The 15,336-nt window shown below is 71.8% G+C and carries 14 protein-coding genes and 1 tRNA gene; 6 read left to right on the forward strand and 9 right to left on the reverse strand.

Annotated features, from left to right (window positions below; translation table 11 throughout):
• Positions 1 to 50: 50 nt before the first annotated feature.
• Positions 51 to 854 carry an exodeoxyribonuclease III gene (locus ACFVYX_RS17710; protein ID WP_389682277.1) on the reverse strand — a complete coding sequence of 268 codons (804 nt, stop codon included), beginning with the start codon at positions 852 to 854 and terminating at the stop codon, positions 51 to 53.
• 50 nt (positions 855 to 904) lie between these two features.
• Here ACFVYX_RS17710 and ACFVYX_RS17715 point away from each other — a divergent pair, with 50 nt between their 5' ends.
• Complete coding sequence (locus tag ACFVYX_RS17715; protein WP_389682278.1) at positions 905 to 1,384, forward strand: GNAT family N-acetyltransferase; 480 nt, start codon at positions 905 to 907, stop codon at positions 1,382 to 1,384.
• 408 nt (positions 1,385 to 1,792) lie between these two features.
• On the opposite strand, the gene ACFVYX_RS17720 is transcribed toward ACFVYX_RS17715, so the two are convergent.
• From ACFVYX_RS17720 to galU, 7 genes are all read right to left on the reverse strand, one after another.
• Positions 1,793 to 1,866, reverse strand: a tRNA-Ala gene (locus ACFVYX_RS17720).
• A gap of 95 nt (positions 1,867 to 1,961) precedes the next feature.
• Positions 1,962 to 2,996 (reverse strand): gephyrin-like molybdotransferase receptor GlpR, encoded by a 1,035-nt coding sequence (gene glpR, locus ACFVYX_RS17725; protein ID WP_389682279.1) that lies wholly within the window; start codon positions 2,994 to 2,996, stop codon positions 1,962 to 1,964.
• Positions 2,997 to 3,132: 136 nt separating this feature from the next.
• The gene (locus ACFVYX_RS17730; RefSeq protein WP_389682280.1) at positions 3,133 to 3,744 is read right to left on the reverse strand and encodes a GNAT family N-acetyltransferase; all 612 of its coding nucleotides are present in this window, start codon (positions 3,742 to 3,744) and stop codon (positions 3,133 to 3,135) included.
• Complete coding sequence (locus tag ACFVYX_RS17735) at positions 3,741 to 4,283, reverse strand: molybdenum cofactor biosynthesis protein B (protein ID WP_389682356.1); 543 nt, start codon at positions 4,281 to 4,283, stop codon at positions 3,741 to 3,743. The genes ACFVYX_RS17730 and ACFVYX_RS17735 overlap by 4 nt, the downstream gene beginning before the upstream one ends.
• Before the next feature lie 14 nt (positions 4,284 to 4,297).
• Positions 4,298 to 4,783: a cyclic pyranopterin monophosphate synthase MoaC gene (moaC, locus tag ACFVYX_RS17740; protein ID WP_030690225.1), complete on the reverse strand. Its 486-nt coding sequence runs from the start codon at positions 4,781 to 4,783 to the stop codon at positions 4,298 to 4,300.
• A gap of 57 nt (positions 4,784 to 4,840) precedes the next feature.
• Positions 4,841 to 6,202, reverse strand: a complete 1,362-nt coding sequence (glp, locus tag ACFVYX_RS17745) for a gephyrin-like molybdotransferase Glp (protein ID WP_389682281.1) — start codon at positions 6,200 to 6,202, stop codon at positions 4,841 to 4,843.
• A 4-nt stretch (positions 6,203 to 6,206) separates the two neighbouring features.
• Positions 6,207 to 7,118, reverse strand: a complete 912-nt coding sequence (galU, locus tag ACFVYX_RS17750) for a UTP--glucose-1-phosphate uridylyltransferase GalU (RefSeq protein WP_389682282.1) — start codon at positions 7,116 to 7,118, stop codon at positions 6,207 to 6,209.
• 103 nt (positions 7,119 to 7,221) lie between these two features.
• Between galU and ACFVYX_RS17755 the strand changes: the two genes are divergently transcribed.
• Positions 7,222 to 7,827: a 5-formyltetrahydrofolate cyclo-ligase gene (locus ACFVYX_RS17755; RefSeq protein WP_389682283.1), complete on the forward strand. Its 606-nt coding sequence runs from the start codon at positions 7,222 to 7,224 to the stop codon at positions 7,825 to 7,827.
• On the opposite strand, the gene ACFVYX_RS17760 is transcribed toward ACFVYX_RS17755, so the two are convergent.
• Complete coding sequence (locus tag ACFVYX_RS17760) at positions 7,817 to 10,567, reverse strand: penicillin acylase family protein (RefSeq protein WP_389682284.1); 2,751 nt, start codon at positions 10,565 to 10,567, stop codon at positions 7,817 to 7,819. The two genes, ACFVYX_RS17755 and ACFVYX_RS17760, sit on opposite strands and share 11 nt — an antisense overlap.
• A gap of 259 nt (positions 10,568 to 10,826) precedes the next feature.
• On the opposite strand from ACFVYX_RS17760, the gene ACFVYX_RS17765 reads away from it, so the two are divergent.
• The 4 genes from ACFVYX_RS17765 (at position 10,827) to ACFVYX_RS17780 (ending at position 15,226) form a co-directional block, all read left to right on the forward strand.
• Positions 10,827 to 12,356, forward strand: a complete 1,530-nt coding sequence (locus ACFVYX_RS17765) for a potassium/proton antiporter (protein ID WP_389682285.1) — start codon at positions 10,827 to 10,829, stop codon at positions 12,354 to 12,356.
• A gap of 267 nt (positions 12,357 to 12,623) precedes the next feature.
• Positions 12,624 to 13,904 (forward strand): MFS transporter, encoded by a 1,281-nt coding sequence (locus ACFVYX_RS17770; RefSeq protein ID WP_389682286.1) that lies wholly within the window; start codon positions 12,624 to 12,626, stop codon positions 13,902 to 13,904.
• A 68-nt stretch (positions 13,905 to 13,972) separates the two neighbouring features.
• Positions 13,973 to 14,299: an FmdB family zinc ribbon protein gene (locus ACFVYX_RS17775; protein ID WP_389682287.1), complete on the forward strand. Its 327-nt coding sequence runs from the start codon at positions 13,973 to 13,975 to the stop codon at positions 14,297 to 14,299.
• An 81-nt stretch (positions 14,300 to 14,380) separates the two neighbouring features.
• Positions 14,381 to 15,226, forward strand: a complete 846-nt coding sequence (locus ACFVYX_RS17780; RefSeq protein WP_389682288.1) for an S-methyl-5'-thioadenosine phosphorylase — start codon at positions 14,381 to 14,383, stop codon at positions 15,224 to 15,226.
• The last annotated feature ends 110 nt before the right edge of the window (positions 15,227 to 15,336 follow it).

Consider the following 15,336-nt stretch of genomic DNA (forward strand, 5'->3'; position numbering starts at 1 on the left):
CCCCACCCGGTTCCGCCCATTCGTATCGAACGGTACCGCGCGGGATTCGCCTACAACTCGTAGACGGCGGTGACGGGGGCGTGGTCGCTCCACCGTTCCTCATGGGTCGCGGCCCGCTCGACGTACGCCTTCACGGCCTTGGCGGCGAGACGGGGCGTGGCGATCTGGTAGTCGATCCGCCAGCCGCTGTCGTTGTCGAAGGCCCGCCCGCGGTAGGACCACCAGGAGTAGGGCCCCTCCTGCTCGGGGTGGAGCGCGCGCACGACGTCGACGTAGCCCCCGTCGCCCTCGCCGAGGACCCGTCCGAGCCACTCCCGCTCCTCGGGGAGGAACCCGGCGTTCTTCCTGTTGGCCCGCCAGTTCTTGAGGTCGGCCTCACGGTGGGCGATGTTCCAGTCGCCGCAGACGACGACGTCCCGGCCGTCGGCGGCGGCGCGGCCCCTGAGGTCCTTCAGATAGGGGAGGAACTCCCCCATGAACCGCATCTTCTCGTCCTGGCGCTCGGTGCCGACCTCGCCGGAGGGCAGGTAGAGGCTGGCGACGGTGACGCCGGGCAGGTCGGCCTCGACGTACCGGCCGCTGCCGTCGAACTCACTGGACCCGAAGCCGACGCGCACCCGGTCGGGCTCGCGCCGCGTGTAGAGGGAGACCCCGGCGCGGCCCTTGGCGGCGGCGGGGGCGTGGACGGTGGACCAGCCCTCGGGCGCCCGCACCTCCACGGGCAGCTGCGCCTCCTCGGCACGCACCTCCTGGAGGCAGACGACGTCGGCGGAGGTCCCGGCCAGCCACTCCACGAAGCCCTTCTTTGCGGCGGCGCGGAGACCATTGACATTCACGGTGGTGACAGTGAGCATCCGGGGAGAATACCGGCACCAAACGGTCGCATACATGTACGATACTCCGCATGAACATCCAGCCCACGCCCTATGACCACCCCGACGCCGTCAAACTCAACGACGCCGTCCAGGCCGAGTACGCCGTCCGCTACGACGACGAGGGCGATGTCACACCGCTGGACGCCGGGATGTTCGTCCCTCCGCGCGGCCTCTACCTCCTCGCGTACGACCCCGAGGACCGCCCCGTCGCCAGCGGCGGCTGGCGCACCCAGGACAAGAACGACGAGGGCTACGAGGACGGCGACGCCGAGCTCAAGCGCATGTACGTGATCCCCGAGGCCCGCGGCCTGGGCCTGGCCCGCCGCATCCTGGCCGCCCTCGAGGCCGACGCCCGCGCGGCCGGCCGCACCCGCATGGTCCTGGAGACGGGCGTCGCCCAGCCGGAGGCGATAGCCCTCTACGCCTCCAGCGGCTACGAACCCTGCCCCAAGTTCGGCTACTACCGCGACCACCCCACCAGCCGCTGCTACGCGAAGCCGCTGACCTGAGCACAGCCGGCCCGGAGCAGCGGGTGGCGCTCCGGAAGACCGGGCGGGTGGCGCGGCTGGTCACCGCGACGAGCAGCCGGTCCGCGCCGGGACTCAGACGCCGGAATCAGGGGCCGGTGTCGCGGCATGGATCAGCCGGTCCGTCCCGATGATGGGAAGAGCCGTGTCGCCGCGCCCCGGGGAGGAGATCGTCCATCTCCAAGGCTGTCCGCCCTCTCGCGGGCACCGTGCCGGACATGTCTGGGCCACGAAGGGCCGCAGGCGCCCTCCTGCCCGCAGCGCCGCCTCGGCCTCGGCCCGGCCACTCCGGCCGTCCGCACGGGCGAGAACGCGGAGGCCGTCGTACGACCCCCGAAAACGACGAAGATCCCGCCCGATCTTGCGATCGGACGGGATCTTCGGTGTCTGTGGACCTGTGGGGATTTGAACCCCAGACCCCCTCGATGCGAACGAGGTGCGCTACCAGACTGCGCCACAGGCCCTTGCGACGTGTGAAACATTAGCATCCCGGCCGGGGAGAACAAAAATCGCTTCCGCCGCAGGTCAGCCGGGGGCGGTCGGGGCCCCCGGCCGGGGGTCATTCGTTGGCGGCCCGGGGGCGGTCGTCGTCCGCGTACTGGTCGAAGAGCGGGGTGCGGCCGTGGTCGCGGCCGCGGCGCGGCGGGGTGGCGCGCTGGCGCGGGGCCGGCGCGGGGGCCGGGGCCGGGTCGGCCGCCGTGGAGGAGCGGGCCGCGCTCCAGGTCTCCGGATCCGTGATGTCGATGCCGCTGGTGGCGCGCGGGGCGACCGGGGCGGTGACGTACGTGGGGAGCGGGACCGGTACCGGCTCCCAGCTGTCGCCGCGGGCCGGGCCGCGGTCGCGCTGCTGGTCGACCCACTCGGCGTGGTCGGTCTGCTCGACCAGGGCGCGGCGGTCCGCCTCCTGAGGAGAGGGAGTCTGGGAGGCGTCGGGCGCCGGCTCGGGCGTGGGGGCGGGGCGCCTGCTCTCGCGGAGCCGGGCCGCCGCCGCCTCGGCGCGCCGACGGTCCATCACGTACACGAAGCGGCGTCGTTCCTGGACCCGCAGATGCACGATGTACGCACTGAGGAGCAGCGCGGGGACTGCCGGCGCCCACAGGAAGGGGATTCCGCCGACGGCCGCGACGACGGCGCCGAGGGTGAAGGCCGCGAAGAGGAGCGTCGTGGTGCGGCGGCGGCGCGCCAGGACCTTGCCGCGGCGGGCGCGTTCGGCGGCGGCTCCGGTGGCGGGGCGGGCCGGCGAGGGCGCGGGGTTCGGCGCGGGTTCCGGTTCGGGTTCCGGGAGTTCCAGGCGCGCCTCGGTCCTGGCCGGGGGCGCGGAGAAGGCCCGGACGTCGACCGAGCTCAGATGCTCGGTCTCCGCGTCCGGGTCCACGTCGGGCGTCGGACCCTCCGCCGTACGGTCCCGCTCCCTGAGCTCCTTGGCGTACCGGCGCTCCATGCCCGCCCGTCCGGAAAGCAGCCGGATGGCGGTGCTGAAGCGTTCCGTCGGACGGGCTTCGTTCAGCTCGTCCTGCCTGCGGAGCCACATCGGCACCAAGTAGGCGGCCCAGGCCCCGACGATGACTGCGTAGATGAGGCCGCTGCTGCTCACGCTTCACACGGTAGAGGGGTTCGCGTGACGGCATCGGCCAATTGGCCCGGTGTGTCGCACGATCTGGCTGATATCACTGAAGTTTTTTGTGATTGTTCAGATCGATTGACCGTCAGCGACCGCTGAATTCGAACATTCATTTTATTCTTGCTTGATGCCAGCGGCGCAGCAGCCCCTCCGGCACCTCCTCCACCGTCAGCGCGAAGACCAGATGGTCCCGCCAGGCGCCGTCGATATGGAGATAGCGGGGCCGCAGCCCCTCCTCGCGGAATCCCAGTTTCTCCACGACCCGGCGCGAAGGCCCGTTCTCCGGGCGGATGCACACCTCCATGCGGTGCAGCCCGACCGAGCGGAAGCAGTGGTCGACGGCGAGCGCGACCGCCGTCGGCATCACCCCGCACCCGGCCACCTCGCTGTCCACCCAGTAGCCCACGTGCCCCGAGCACATCGAGCCCCAGGTGATCCCGGCGACCGTCAACTGGCCGACGAGCCGCCCCCGGTACTCGATGACGAACGGCAGCATCCGGCCCGCGTTCGCCTCGGACCGCAGATGGCGGACCATCTGACGGAACGTCGGCCGCCGCGCGACCGGCCCGTCAGGAGGAGGCGGCGGAACGGTCGCCTCCCAGGGCCGCAGCCACTCGCGGTTGCGCCGGTTCACCTCCCGCCAGGCCGCGTGGTCGCGCATCCTTATCGGACGGAGCACCACATCGCCGTCCACGAGGACGACCGGCCAGGACGGGATCACGACGGTCTCGGGTGGTCGCCGCCACGGATCTGGTCGACGGCGTGCCGGAGGATCGGCTCCAGGACGGCAAGACCGTCCCGTACCCCGCCGGACGATCCCGGCAGGTTGACGATCAGGGTGCCTCCGGCGACCCCCGCGAGGCCACGCGAGAGCGCCGCCGTCGGGACCTTCTCCCGGCCGTACGCGCGGATCGCCTCCGGGATGCCAGGGATCTCCCGCTCCAGGACCCGGCGGGTCACCTCGGGGGTCTCGTCGGTGGGCGAGATGCCCGTACCGCCGGTGGTGACGATGACGTCGTACCCGGCGGCGACCCCGGCGCGCAGCGCCGCCTCGACGGGCGCCCCGTCCGGGACGACCTGCGGGCCGTCCACGGCGAACCGCATCCGGGTCAGGCCCTCCGCGATCAGCGGACCGCCCTTGTCCTCGTAGACCCCGGCCGATGCCCGGTTGGAGGCGGTGACGACCAGCGCGCGGTAGGCCGCGGCCGGGACCTCCTCCGGCGGCCCCGCGGGCTCCTCGTGCTCGTGTGCCCCCGCCACCCGGCCCGCGCGCGTCACGCCTCGGCCCTCGTCCAGTGGCCCGACTTGCCGCCCGTCTTCTCCTCCACCCGTACGTCGGAGATGACCGCGCCCTTGTCGACCGCCTTGATCATGTCGACGACCGTCAGGGCGGCCACGGAGACCGCCGTCAGGGCCTCCATCTCGACGCCGGTGCGGTCCGTGGTCTTCACCGTCGCCAGGATCTCGACCGCCTCGTCGGTGACCGCCAGGTCCAGGGTCACGCCGGAGACGGCGAGCGGGTGGCAGAGCGGGATGAGGTCCGGCGTCTTCTTGGCGCCCATGATCCCGGCGATCCGCGCGGTCGCGAGCGCGTCGCCCTTCGGGACGCCCTCACCGCGCAGCAGCTCGATCACGCGCGGCGAGACGAGGACCCGCCCGCTGGCGCGCGCCGTGCGGGACGTGACGTCCTTCGCCGATACGTCGACCATGCGGGCCGCGCCCGCCTCGTCGATGTGGGTGAGACCTTGCTGCGTGCTCATCGCCGTGACACTCCCGGTCGCTGTGTGGGACGACACCGTACCCCCACCCTCGCCCCCTCAGCCGAGGAGGACCACTTCCAGCGCGGTGCCCGGCTCCACCGTCTCCGTGTCCTCCGGGACCACGAGCAGGCAGTCCGCGTGCGCGAGGGCCGCGATCAGATGGGAGCCGGCGCCGCCCACCGGGGTGACCGTGCCCGCCTCCGGGTCGTACCTCCCCCGGAGGAACTGCCGGCGCCCGGAGGGTGACGACAGCGCCTTGTCGGCGACGAGCTCGGCCCGCACCCGCGGCCGGTGCAGGTCCTCGACGCCCATCAGGGCGCGGATGGCGGGGCGGACGAACAGCTCGAAGGAGACGTACGAGGAGACCGGGTTGCCCGGGAGCGCGAGGAGCGGGATCTGCTCGGCGCCGATCGCGCCGAAGCCCTGCGGCTTGCCCGGCTGCATGGCCAGCTTGCGGAAGTCGACCTGGCCGTCGGCGGTCAGCGCCTCCTTCACCACGTCGTACGCGCCGACGCTCACCCCGCCCGTGGTCACGATCAGATCGGCCCGGATGAGCTGGTCCTCGATGGTGGCGCGCAGCGACTCCGCGTCGTCGGCGACGGCGCCCACCCGGTAGGCGAGGGCGCCCGCGTCCCGCGCGGCCGCGGCGAGCGCGAAGCTGTTGGAGTCGTGGATCTGGCCCTCGCCCAGCGGCTCGCCGGGCTGGACCAGCTCGCTGCCGGTGGACATGACGACCACGCGGGGACGGGGACGGACCTTCACCGTGCCCCGGCCGATGGCCGCGAGCAGGCCGATCTGCGGCGGGCCCAGGACCGTGCCCGCCGCGAGGGCGAGCTCGCCCGCCCGTACGTCACTGCCCGCCCTGCGGACATGAGCGCCCGCCTCGGCGGACCGGTGCACCCGGACCTCGCCGGCCGCGCCCTCGGGGGCGGCGCTCGCGGCGGTCATGCCGGTGGCCGCGCCCCCGCCCGTACCGCCGTCGGTCCACTCGACGGGGACGACGGCCTCGGCGCCGGGCGGCAGCGGGGCGCCGGTCATGATGCGGGCGGCCTGACCCGGGCCGACCTCGGGCAGTCCTTCGGCGCCCGCGGCGACGTCGCCGACGACGGTGAGGACGGCGGGGAACTCCTCGGTGGCACCGGCGATGTCGGCGACCCGGACCGCGTACCCGTCCATGGAGCTGTTGTCGAAGGGGGGCAGCGCGACCGGCACCGTCACGTCCTCGACGAGGACGCAGCCCTGCGCGTCGAGGAGTTGCAGTTCGATGGGTTCGAGCGGGCCGACGGTCGCGAGGATGTCGGCCAGGTGCTCGTCCACCGACCACAGACCGCGGGCGGGGCCCGCGCAGGGGTCGGGCGCGCCCTTCTCCCGGTCGTCGTGGTCGTCGTGGGACGGCGACGGTGCCGCGCTGCTGCTCAAGGTTCTACATCTCCTCGCTGACGTATCTCCGGAGCCAGGACCGGAAGTCCGGTCCCAGATCTTCACGTTCGCACGCGAGTCTGACAATGGCACGCAGATAGTCACCGCGGTCACCGGTGTCATAACGGCGGCCCTTGAACACGACGCCGTGCACCGGGCCGCCGATCTTCTCGTCCGAGGCGAGCGTCTGCAGGGCGTCCGTCAGCTGGATCTCCCCGCCGCGGCCCGGCTCGGTCTCCCGCAGCGTCCCGAAGACGGCCGGATCCAGTACGTAGCGTCCGATGATGGCGTAGTTGCTGGGCGCCTCGTCCGCGTCCGGCTTCTCGACCAGGTCCGTCACCTTCACGACGTCCTGGTCGGCGGTCGGCTCGACGGCCGCGCAGCCGTACAGATGGATCTGGGAGGGGTCGACCTCCATGAGGGCGATCACGCTGCCGCCCTCCCGCTCCTGGACCTCCACCATCCGCGCGAGCAGCGGGTCGCGCGGGTCGATCAGGTCGTCGCCGAGGAGGACCGCGAAGGGCTGGTCGCCGACGTGCGGGGCGGCGCAGAGCACGGCGTGGCCGAGGCCGCGCGGGGCGCCCTGGCGGACGTAGTGCATGGTGGCGAGGTCGCTCGACTCCTGGACCTTGGAGAGGCGTTCGTCGTCGCCCTTCCGGCTCAGGGCCTCCTCCAGCTCGTAGTTCCGGTCGAAGTGGTCCTCCAGGGGACGCTTGTTCCGGCCGGTGATCATCAGGACGTCGGAGAGGCCGGCCGCGACGGCCTCCTCGACGACGTACTGGATCGCCGGCTTGTCGACGACCGGCAGCATCTCCTTCGGCGTCGCCTTGGTCGCCGGGAGGAAGCGGGTGCCGAGGCCGGCGGCCGGGATGACAGCCTTGCTGATCCGGCCGAGCCTGGGGAGCGACTGATTCATACGAGCACCTTAGTCGTTGGGAATGAGAGGAAGATGTGGGTTTGGTTAACTTCCTCCACATAAAGACAGTTGCAAGCGTTTTGCGCATACACACGAGGCCGTCATGACCCCTGAGATGTCCGAAAAGACCCTGCTGCGCAGTCGACTTCTGGGCGCCCGCGCCGCCCTGGACGCCGCCACCCTGACGTGGACGGCCGAGTCGCTCGCCGGCCACGGAGTGGAGCTGCCCGAGCTCGCCGAGGCGTCCACCGTCGCCGCCTATGTGTCGGTGGGCCGCGAGCCGGGCACGCGCGCGCTGCTCGACGCGCTCCACGCGCGCGGGGTGCAGGTCCTGCTGCCCGTCCTGCTCCCCGACAACGACCTGGACTGGGCCGTGTACGAGGGTCCGGAGCGGCTCGCGAAGGCCCGCCGGGGGCTTCTCGAACCGATGGGGCCCCGGCTCGGTCCGGACGCCGTGTGCGCCGCGGACGCCGTCCTGCTGCCGGGGCTCGCGGTCGACGGGCGCGGGATGCGCCTCGGGCGGGGCGGCGGCTCGTACGACCGGGTGCTCGCCCGGCTCGCACGCGCGCGCAAGGACCCTGCCCTGGTGGTGCTCCTCTACGCGGACGAGGTGGTCGCCCGGGTCCCGGAGGAACCGCACGACCACCCCGTGCACGCGGTGGTGACCCCGGAGGGGGTCACCCGCTTCTCCGCGGCGCCTACGGCTTGAGGACCAGCGTGTCCTTCGTGGCCGCGTCGACCGCCGCCCTGCCGTAGGGCCAGTCGTAGAGCTCGCCCCTCGCCCAGGCGTCCGTCTGGTCGGTGTAGTGGGAGTGGAAGGCGTGGCCGGAGGCTCCGGTCAGGTTGATCCACCGGGACCTGTCCCAGTCGCCGACGTTGACCACCATCCGCATCGACGGCACCCAGATGACCTCGTAGCCGCCGGCCGCGTTCCAGCCGGTGGCGTCGACGGCCGCCTCGCCGCCGCCCAGGTTCCAGGGACCGCGGTTGAGCATCCGCCGCACGGCGTCGGGTCCCGCGGTGCCGAGGGTCTGGTTCTCGAGGGTCAGCTGGTGCAGCCGGCCCCAGCTCCAGGTGGAGACGTCCTTGCCGAGCTTGGCGGTCAGCTCCCAGCGGGCGTCCTTCATGGCGCGGGCGAGCAGCTGGTCACGGGTCTCGGTGGCCTGGTCGGTGCGGTTGCCGGGGGTGACCCACCACTCGCTCTTCTCCTGCTTGAGGAGCGGGCGGACGACCTCGTACCAGCGGTCGCCGCCGTCCGGCTGCGCCGAGTCGGGGTCGCGCTGGCCGCACTCGCGGACGAGCTTGTTCTGCTCGTCGACCGGGCCGGTGGCGTCGGCCGGGCGCACGTTGATGCAGTCGCCCTCGGCGCGCAGTTCCTTGGGCAGCTTGTCGCCGAAGGACAGCTTGAGGACGTTGCGCCAGACCGCGTTGAAGTAGGCGGCGGCGGCTGAGTCGGGTTCCTGGGTGTAGTCCCAGCCCTCCAGGAGCTTCTGCGCCTCACGGACGTACGGGTCGGCGATGTCGATCTTCAGCAGGAGCGGGTTGAGCAGGGTCGCGATCTCGCTGCGGTTGTCCGTCTGCATGGTCCGCATGTCGTCCGGCGAGATCTTTCCGCCGTCCTTGGTCTTCGACTCGATGAGGTCGTTGATCCGCTGGCTGCGGGAGCCGTAGCCCCAGTCCTTGGTGAGCAGGTCGGGGTAGGTCCTGGGGTCGATGACGGCCTGGTTGGCGGTGACGATGTAGCCGCGCTCCGGGTCGTACTCGTAGGGCAGCTTCTCGAAGGGGATGTACCCCTTCCACCGGTACGAGGAGTCCCAGCCCGGCGCCGGGACGGTGCCGTCGAAGCCCTTGGAGCGCTGCGGGATCTTGCCCGGGGACTGGTAGCCGATGTGGCCGTCGGTGTCGGCGTAGACCAGGTTCTGCGAGGGGACCTCGAAGTTCTTGGCGGCGGCCCGGAAGGTGGTGAAGTCCTTGGCGCGGTCGATCGCGAAGATCGCGTCCATCGACCTGCCCGGCTGGAGGGCGGTCCACTGGAGGGAGACGCCGTAGCCGGTGCTGCGGTCGGGGGCGGAGTTGCCGACGGGGGCCTTCTGTCCGACCTTCTCCAGTTCGGCGGAGCGGTCGGAGACGAGCGGGCCGTGGCCGGTGGAGCGGACGGTGATCTTCCGGTCGCTGCCGCCGGCGACCTTGATGGTCTCCTCGCGGATGACGAAGGGCTTGACCTTGCCGTCGACGAGGTAGCCGTCGGGGCCGATCTTCTCCAGGAAGAGGTCGGTGACATCGGCGCCGAGGTTGGTGAGCCCCCAGGCGATCTTGTCATTGTGTCCGATGATCACACCGGGCATGCCGGAGAAGGTGTAGCCCGAGACGTCGTAACGGCAGGTCGCCGAGACCGAGCGGCAGTGCAGGCCCATCTGGTACCAGAGGGACGGCAGCTGCGGCGCGAGGTGCGGGTCGTTGGCGAGCAGCGGCTTGCCGGAGGTCGTGTACTCGCCCGAGACGACCCAGGAGTTCGAGCCGATGCCGTTGCCGTTGGGGCCGAGGAGGGCGGGGATGCCGTCGAGGACCTCGGAGAGGGCGCCGAGCTGCGACTCGATGCCGCCCTGCGAGGAGCCGGAGCCGCCGGGGCCGGTGCCCGGGGTCTCGCCGGTGGTCGCCCCGTCGCCCTCGTCGGCCTTCGCCTTCGGGTCGAACGCGCCGGTGGACCCGTCGACCGCGCCCCGACCGACGATCGGCTGGTGGAGCGCGTACGGGTACTCGGGGTACAGCTGCTTGATCTGGCTCGCGCTCAGCCGGCTCGTCATCAGCGAGCGGTCGATCTCGTCCTGCATGTTGCCGCGCAGGTCCCAGGCCATCGCCTTGAGCCAGGCCACCGAGTCGACCGGCGTCCACGGCTCGATCGCGTAGTCGTTGGTGAAGGCCAGGGCCGCGTACTCGACGGAGATGTCGGCGGGCTCCCGGTCCTTCAGGTAGGCGTTGACGCCCTCCGCGTACGCCTTGAGGTACTTCTTCGTCTCGGCCGACAGGACCGTGTCGTACTCCTGCTGCGCGACCCGGCGCCAGCCGAGCGTGCGCAGGAAGGAGTCCGTCTCGACCTGGCCCTCGCCGAACATCTCGGAGAGCCGGCCCGCGGTCACGTGCCGCCGGACGTCCATCTCGTAGAAGCGGTCCTGCGCCTGGACGTAGCCCTGGGCGCGGAAGAGGTCCGTCTCGTTGTCCGCGTAGATCTGCGGGACGCCGTTCGCGTCGCGCTTGACCTCGACCTCGCCCGAGAGGCTGTCGAGCCGGATCTCGCCCGTGGTCTGCGGGAACGAGGCCCGGACGGTGCTCACACCCCAGTACCCGCCGTACGCGACGCCCGCGACCAGGGCGAGGACCAGGACGAGGAGGATCAGGCGGGCGCGCCGCCCTTTCTTCTTGGCGGGAGGCGCGGTCGTGTTGGAGGGCATCGCTGTCCTTCGAGGGGCAGGGTGGTCCTGGAGTACGGGAGCAACCTTAGGCGCAGCGTCCGGACGGCCCGGACGCGGTGTCAGGAAGAGAACCGTACTGATGAGCGAGGAGACGCACCGCGGGCGTCAAGAAAACGTTAAAGATTAGGTAAGGTAACGAAGTGTCGGCCGCTGGAGGAACGATCCAGCTGCATGTGAGGGGAAGGAACGGCCACTGACTGTCCACCAGCTCAACGAACTCCTGCTCGTCAGCTCCCTCGTGCTGCTGATCGCGGTCGCGGCCGTACGGATCTCGTCCCGGAGCGGGCTCCCCAGCCTGCTGCTCTACCTCGGCATCGGCATCGCCATCGGCCAGGACGGCATCGGCAACGTCGCCTTCGACAACGCCGAGCTGACGCAGGTCATCGGCTACGCCGCCCTCGTCGTGATCCTCGCCGAGGGTGGCCTCGGCACGAAGTGGAAGGAGATCAAGCCGGCGCTGCCCGCCGCGGTCGTCCTCTCCACCGTCGGCGTCGCCGTCAGCGTGGGCATCACGGCCGCCGCCGCCCACTACCTCGTCGGTCTCGACTGGCGACAGGCCCTGATCATCGGTGCCGTCGTCTCCTCCACCGACGCCGCCGCCGTCTTCTCCGTTCTGCGCAAGGTGCCGCTGCCCTCACGGGTCACCGGCGTCCTGGAGGCCGAGTCCGGCTTCAACGACGCCCCCGTCGTCATCCTCGTCGTCGCCTTCTCCACCGCGGGACCCGTCGACCACTGGTACGTCCTCGTCGGCACGATCGCCCTCGAACTGGCCATCGGCGTCGCCGTCGGCCTCACCGTCGGCTTCCTCGGCGCCTACGGCCTCCGGCACGTCGCCCTGCCCGCCTCCGGCCTCTACCCGATCGCCGTCATGGCCATCGCCGTCGTCGCGTACGCCGCCGGCGCCATGGCCCACGGCTCCGGCTTCCTCGCCGTCTACCTCGCCTCGATGATCCTCGGCAACGCCAAGCTGCCCCACGCGCCCGCGAACCGCGGCTTCGCCGAGGGACTCGGGTGGATCGCCCAGATCGGCATGTTCGTCCTGCTCGGCCTGCTCGTCACCCCGACCGAGCTCGTCCACGACTTCTGGCCCGCCGTCACCATCGGCCTGGTCCTGACGGTGGTCGCGCGGCCCATGGAGATCCTGGTCAGCCTGCTGCCCTTCCGCATCCCCTGGCAGGAACAGGCCCTCATGTCCTGGGCGGGACTCCGCGGAGCCGTCCCCATCATCCTCGCCACCATCCCGATGGTGACGGAGATCGAGGGCAGCGAGCGGGTCTTCAACATCGTCTTCGTCCTCGTCGTCGTCTACACCCTCGTCCAGGGACCGACCCTCCCCTGGCTCGCGAAGGCGCTGAAGCTCGGCGCCTCCGACGGAGCCTCCGACCTCGGTGTCGAGTCCGCCCCCCTGGAGCGGCTCCGCGGCCACCTGCTCTCCGTCGCCATCCCGGAAGGCTCCCGGATGCACGGCGTCGAGGTCGCCGAGCTGCGCCTCCCGGCCGGAGCGGCCGTCACCCTCGTCGTACGCGAGGAGAAGAGCTTCGTACCGGGCCCCGCCACCGTCCTGAGGCGCGGCGACGAACTCCTCGTCGTCGCCACCGACCCCGTACGGGACGCCACCGAGCGCCGACTGCGCGCGGTCGGCCAGGGGGGCAAGCTCGCCGGCTGGCTGGGCACGGGCGGCGCCACGGCGGCCTCGACCCCCGAAGGGGCGGCACTGCGCTTCCACCGTCACGGCCACGGCCACGGGGAGAAAAAGCCCTCCGGCTGAGGCGAACATCCGGTTGATCCGAGGCATTGATTCGGGGTGGGAGCGTTTTCCCAGGCAGGAAGACGCTCCTCCCTGTACCATGAAGGCACACCTGATCGAACCAACTCTGCCTGACGCAGAGCTGGCGCGACCGTATGGCGGCCGTGGCGCCCCTCCACAATGGGGCCGGCCCGGTATCTACCGCAGTAACGCGCATGAGGACAGCTCTCGGCGACACCCGCACCACCGTGCAGGGGCGCGCTACCAGGCGGCAGAAAGGCCAGGACCGTGGCGTCCACGGTCAACTCGGACAAGCGGCCCGGCTACGGGCAGCTGCTGCGCACACCTGGTGCGCTGTCCTTCCTGCTCCCCGGCTTCGCCGCACGGCAGCCCTTCGCGATGCTGACCATCGGCATCGTCCTGCTCGTCCAGCACACCACCGGCTCCTTCGGCAGCGCCGGCGCTGTCGCCGCCGTCACCGGCGTCTCCATGGCGCTGTTCGCGCCGCAGAGCGGCAAGCTCGCCGACCGCTTCGGCCAGCGCGCCGTCCTGATCCCCGGCGTCCTGGTCCACACCGCGTCCGTCTCCCTGCTGGTGGTGCTCGCCCTGGCCGGCGCCCCGCTCTGGGCGCTGTTCCTGGCCGCCGTGCCCGCGGGTGCCTCCGTGCCCCAGGTCGGCCCGATGGTCAGGGCCCGCTGGGCAGCCAAGCTGGACGGCACCCCGCTGATGCCGACGGCCGCGGCCTTCGAGTCCGTCACGGACGAGTTCACCTTCGTCGTCGGACCGGTCCTCGCCACCGCCCTGTGCACCGGCGTCCACCCGGCCGCCGGACTGATCGCCGAGGCCGCCCTCACCCTCGTCGGCGGACTCTTCTTCGCCGCCCAGCGCGCCACCCAGCCCGCGTTCGGCATCGCCGCGGCCGCCTCCGCCGAGCCCCGCCGTTCGGCCCTCTCCATCCCCGGCGTCCGCGTCCTGATCGTCGCCTTCCTCGGCATCGGCTCCGTCTTCGGCGGCATGCAGGTCTCCCTGACCGCCTTCACCGAGGAGATCGGCAACCCCGGCGCCAACGGCCTCCTGTACGGGATCTTCGCCGCCGGCAACATGCTCGCCGGGCTCGCCATGGGCGCCGTCGCCTGGAAGACCGGCCCCCGCCGCCGCCTGATCCTCGGATACACGGGCCTCACCGTCGCCGCGTCCCTGCTGTGGACGACGCACTCGGTGCTGCTCCTCGGCGCCCTGGGCCTGGTCGTGGGCCTGTGCATCGCCCCGGCCCTGATCACCGGCTACACCATCGTCGAGACCCTGATCCCGGCGTCCGCCCGTACCGAGGCCTTCACCTGGCTCACCGGCGCCGTCGCGCTCGGCCAGGCCGCGGCCGTCACGGTCGCCGGCCGCCTCGCCGACGCCCATGGCGCGAGCACCGGCTTCCTGGTGCCGATGGCCGGCACGGCGCTCGCCCTGGCCACGCTCCTCGCCCTGCGGTCGCGGCTCAGGCCGCGTCCTCAGACCGAGGCGAGCCGGGTCGCGGCGCGTGGTATAGGTCACCGCGTGCCGGTGGCGGTGGACTGAACCCCCGGAATACGTCACTATGGATTGTCGTTAGCACTCGATGAGTGTGAGTGCCAGGAGGAAGACACGTGCCGACCTACCAGTACCAGTGCACCGAGTGCGGCGAAGGCCTCGAGGCGGTGCAGAAGTTCACCGATGACGCGCTGACCGAGTGCCCCAGCTGCAAGGGACGCCTGAAGAAGGTGTTCTCGGCCGTCGGCATCGTCTTCAAGGGATCCGGCTTCTACCGGAACGACAGCCGCGGCTCGTCGTCCAGCAGCTCGCCGGCCTCGGCGAAGCCGTCGACCCCCGCGGCCTCCTCGACGTCGGACGCGAAGCCGGCCGCGTCGACCGCGGCGGCTTCCTCTTCCGCCTCCTCGACGTCCTCGTCGGGCACCGGAAGCTCGGCCGCCTGATCATCGCTCTCCCCGTGGGCCCCTTCGCCGTGTGCGAGGGGGCCCTCGGCGTTTCCGGGACCGGCCCATAGGGTGATCCCCATGGCGACCCACGACGCGTACGCGGACATCGGTGTGATCGGCGGATCCGGCTTCTACTCGTTCCTCGAGGACGTCACGGAGGTGTCCGTCGACACCCCGTACGGCAGCCCCAGCGACTCCCTCTTCCTCGGCGAGATCGCCGGCCGACGGGTCGCCTTCCTCCCCCGGCACGGCCGGAGCCACAGCGTCCCGCCCCACCGCATCAACTACCGCGCCAACCTGTGGGCGCTGCGCTCCGTGGGCGTACGGCAGATCCTCGGGCCCTGTGCCGTCGGCGGGCTGCGCGAGGAGTACGGGCCGGGCACGCTCGTCGTCCCCGACCAGCTCGTCGACCGTACGAAGGCCCGCGCGCAGACCTACTTCGACGGGGAGCGGCGGGCGGACGGGGCCGTGCCCCGCGTCGTCCACGTGACCTTCGCCGACCCCTACTGCCCCGACGGGCGGCGGGTCGCCGTCAAGGCCGCCAGGGGGCGGGGCTGGGAGCCGGTCGACGGCGGCACGATGGTCGTGGTCGAGGGGCCCCGTTTCTCCACCCGGGCGGAGTCCCGCTGGCACGCGGCCGCCGGCTGGTCGGTCGTCGGCATGACCGGACACCCCGAGGCCGTCCTCGCCCGCGAACTGGGGCTCTGCTACACCTCGCTGGCGCTCGTCACCGACCTGGACGCGGGCGCCGAGACCGGCGAGGGCGTCTCCCACACGGAGGTGCTGAGGGTGTTCGGCGAGAACGTGGGGCGGCTGCGCGAGGTGCTGTTCGACGCGGTGGGCGCGCTGCCGGCGACCCTGGACCGGGACTGCCTGTGCACTCACGCGCACGACGGCTGGGACCTGGGGATCGAGCTGCCGTGAATCGCCCCGAGGGGTGAGGGAGTTGTCCACAGGCGCCGGGTGATACCCAGGCCGGAGCGGGGACACGGCGGGGCCGGGAGAGTGGGAGCGCATCCCACTCCCGACCAGGA

The organism is Streptomyces sp. NPDC058326 (assembly GCF_042879855.1).
Taxonomy (GTDB): domain Bacteria; phylum Actinomycetota; class Actinomycetes; order Streptomycetales; family Streptomycetaceae; genus Streptomyces.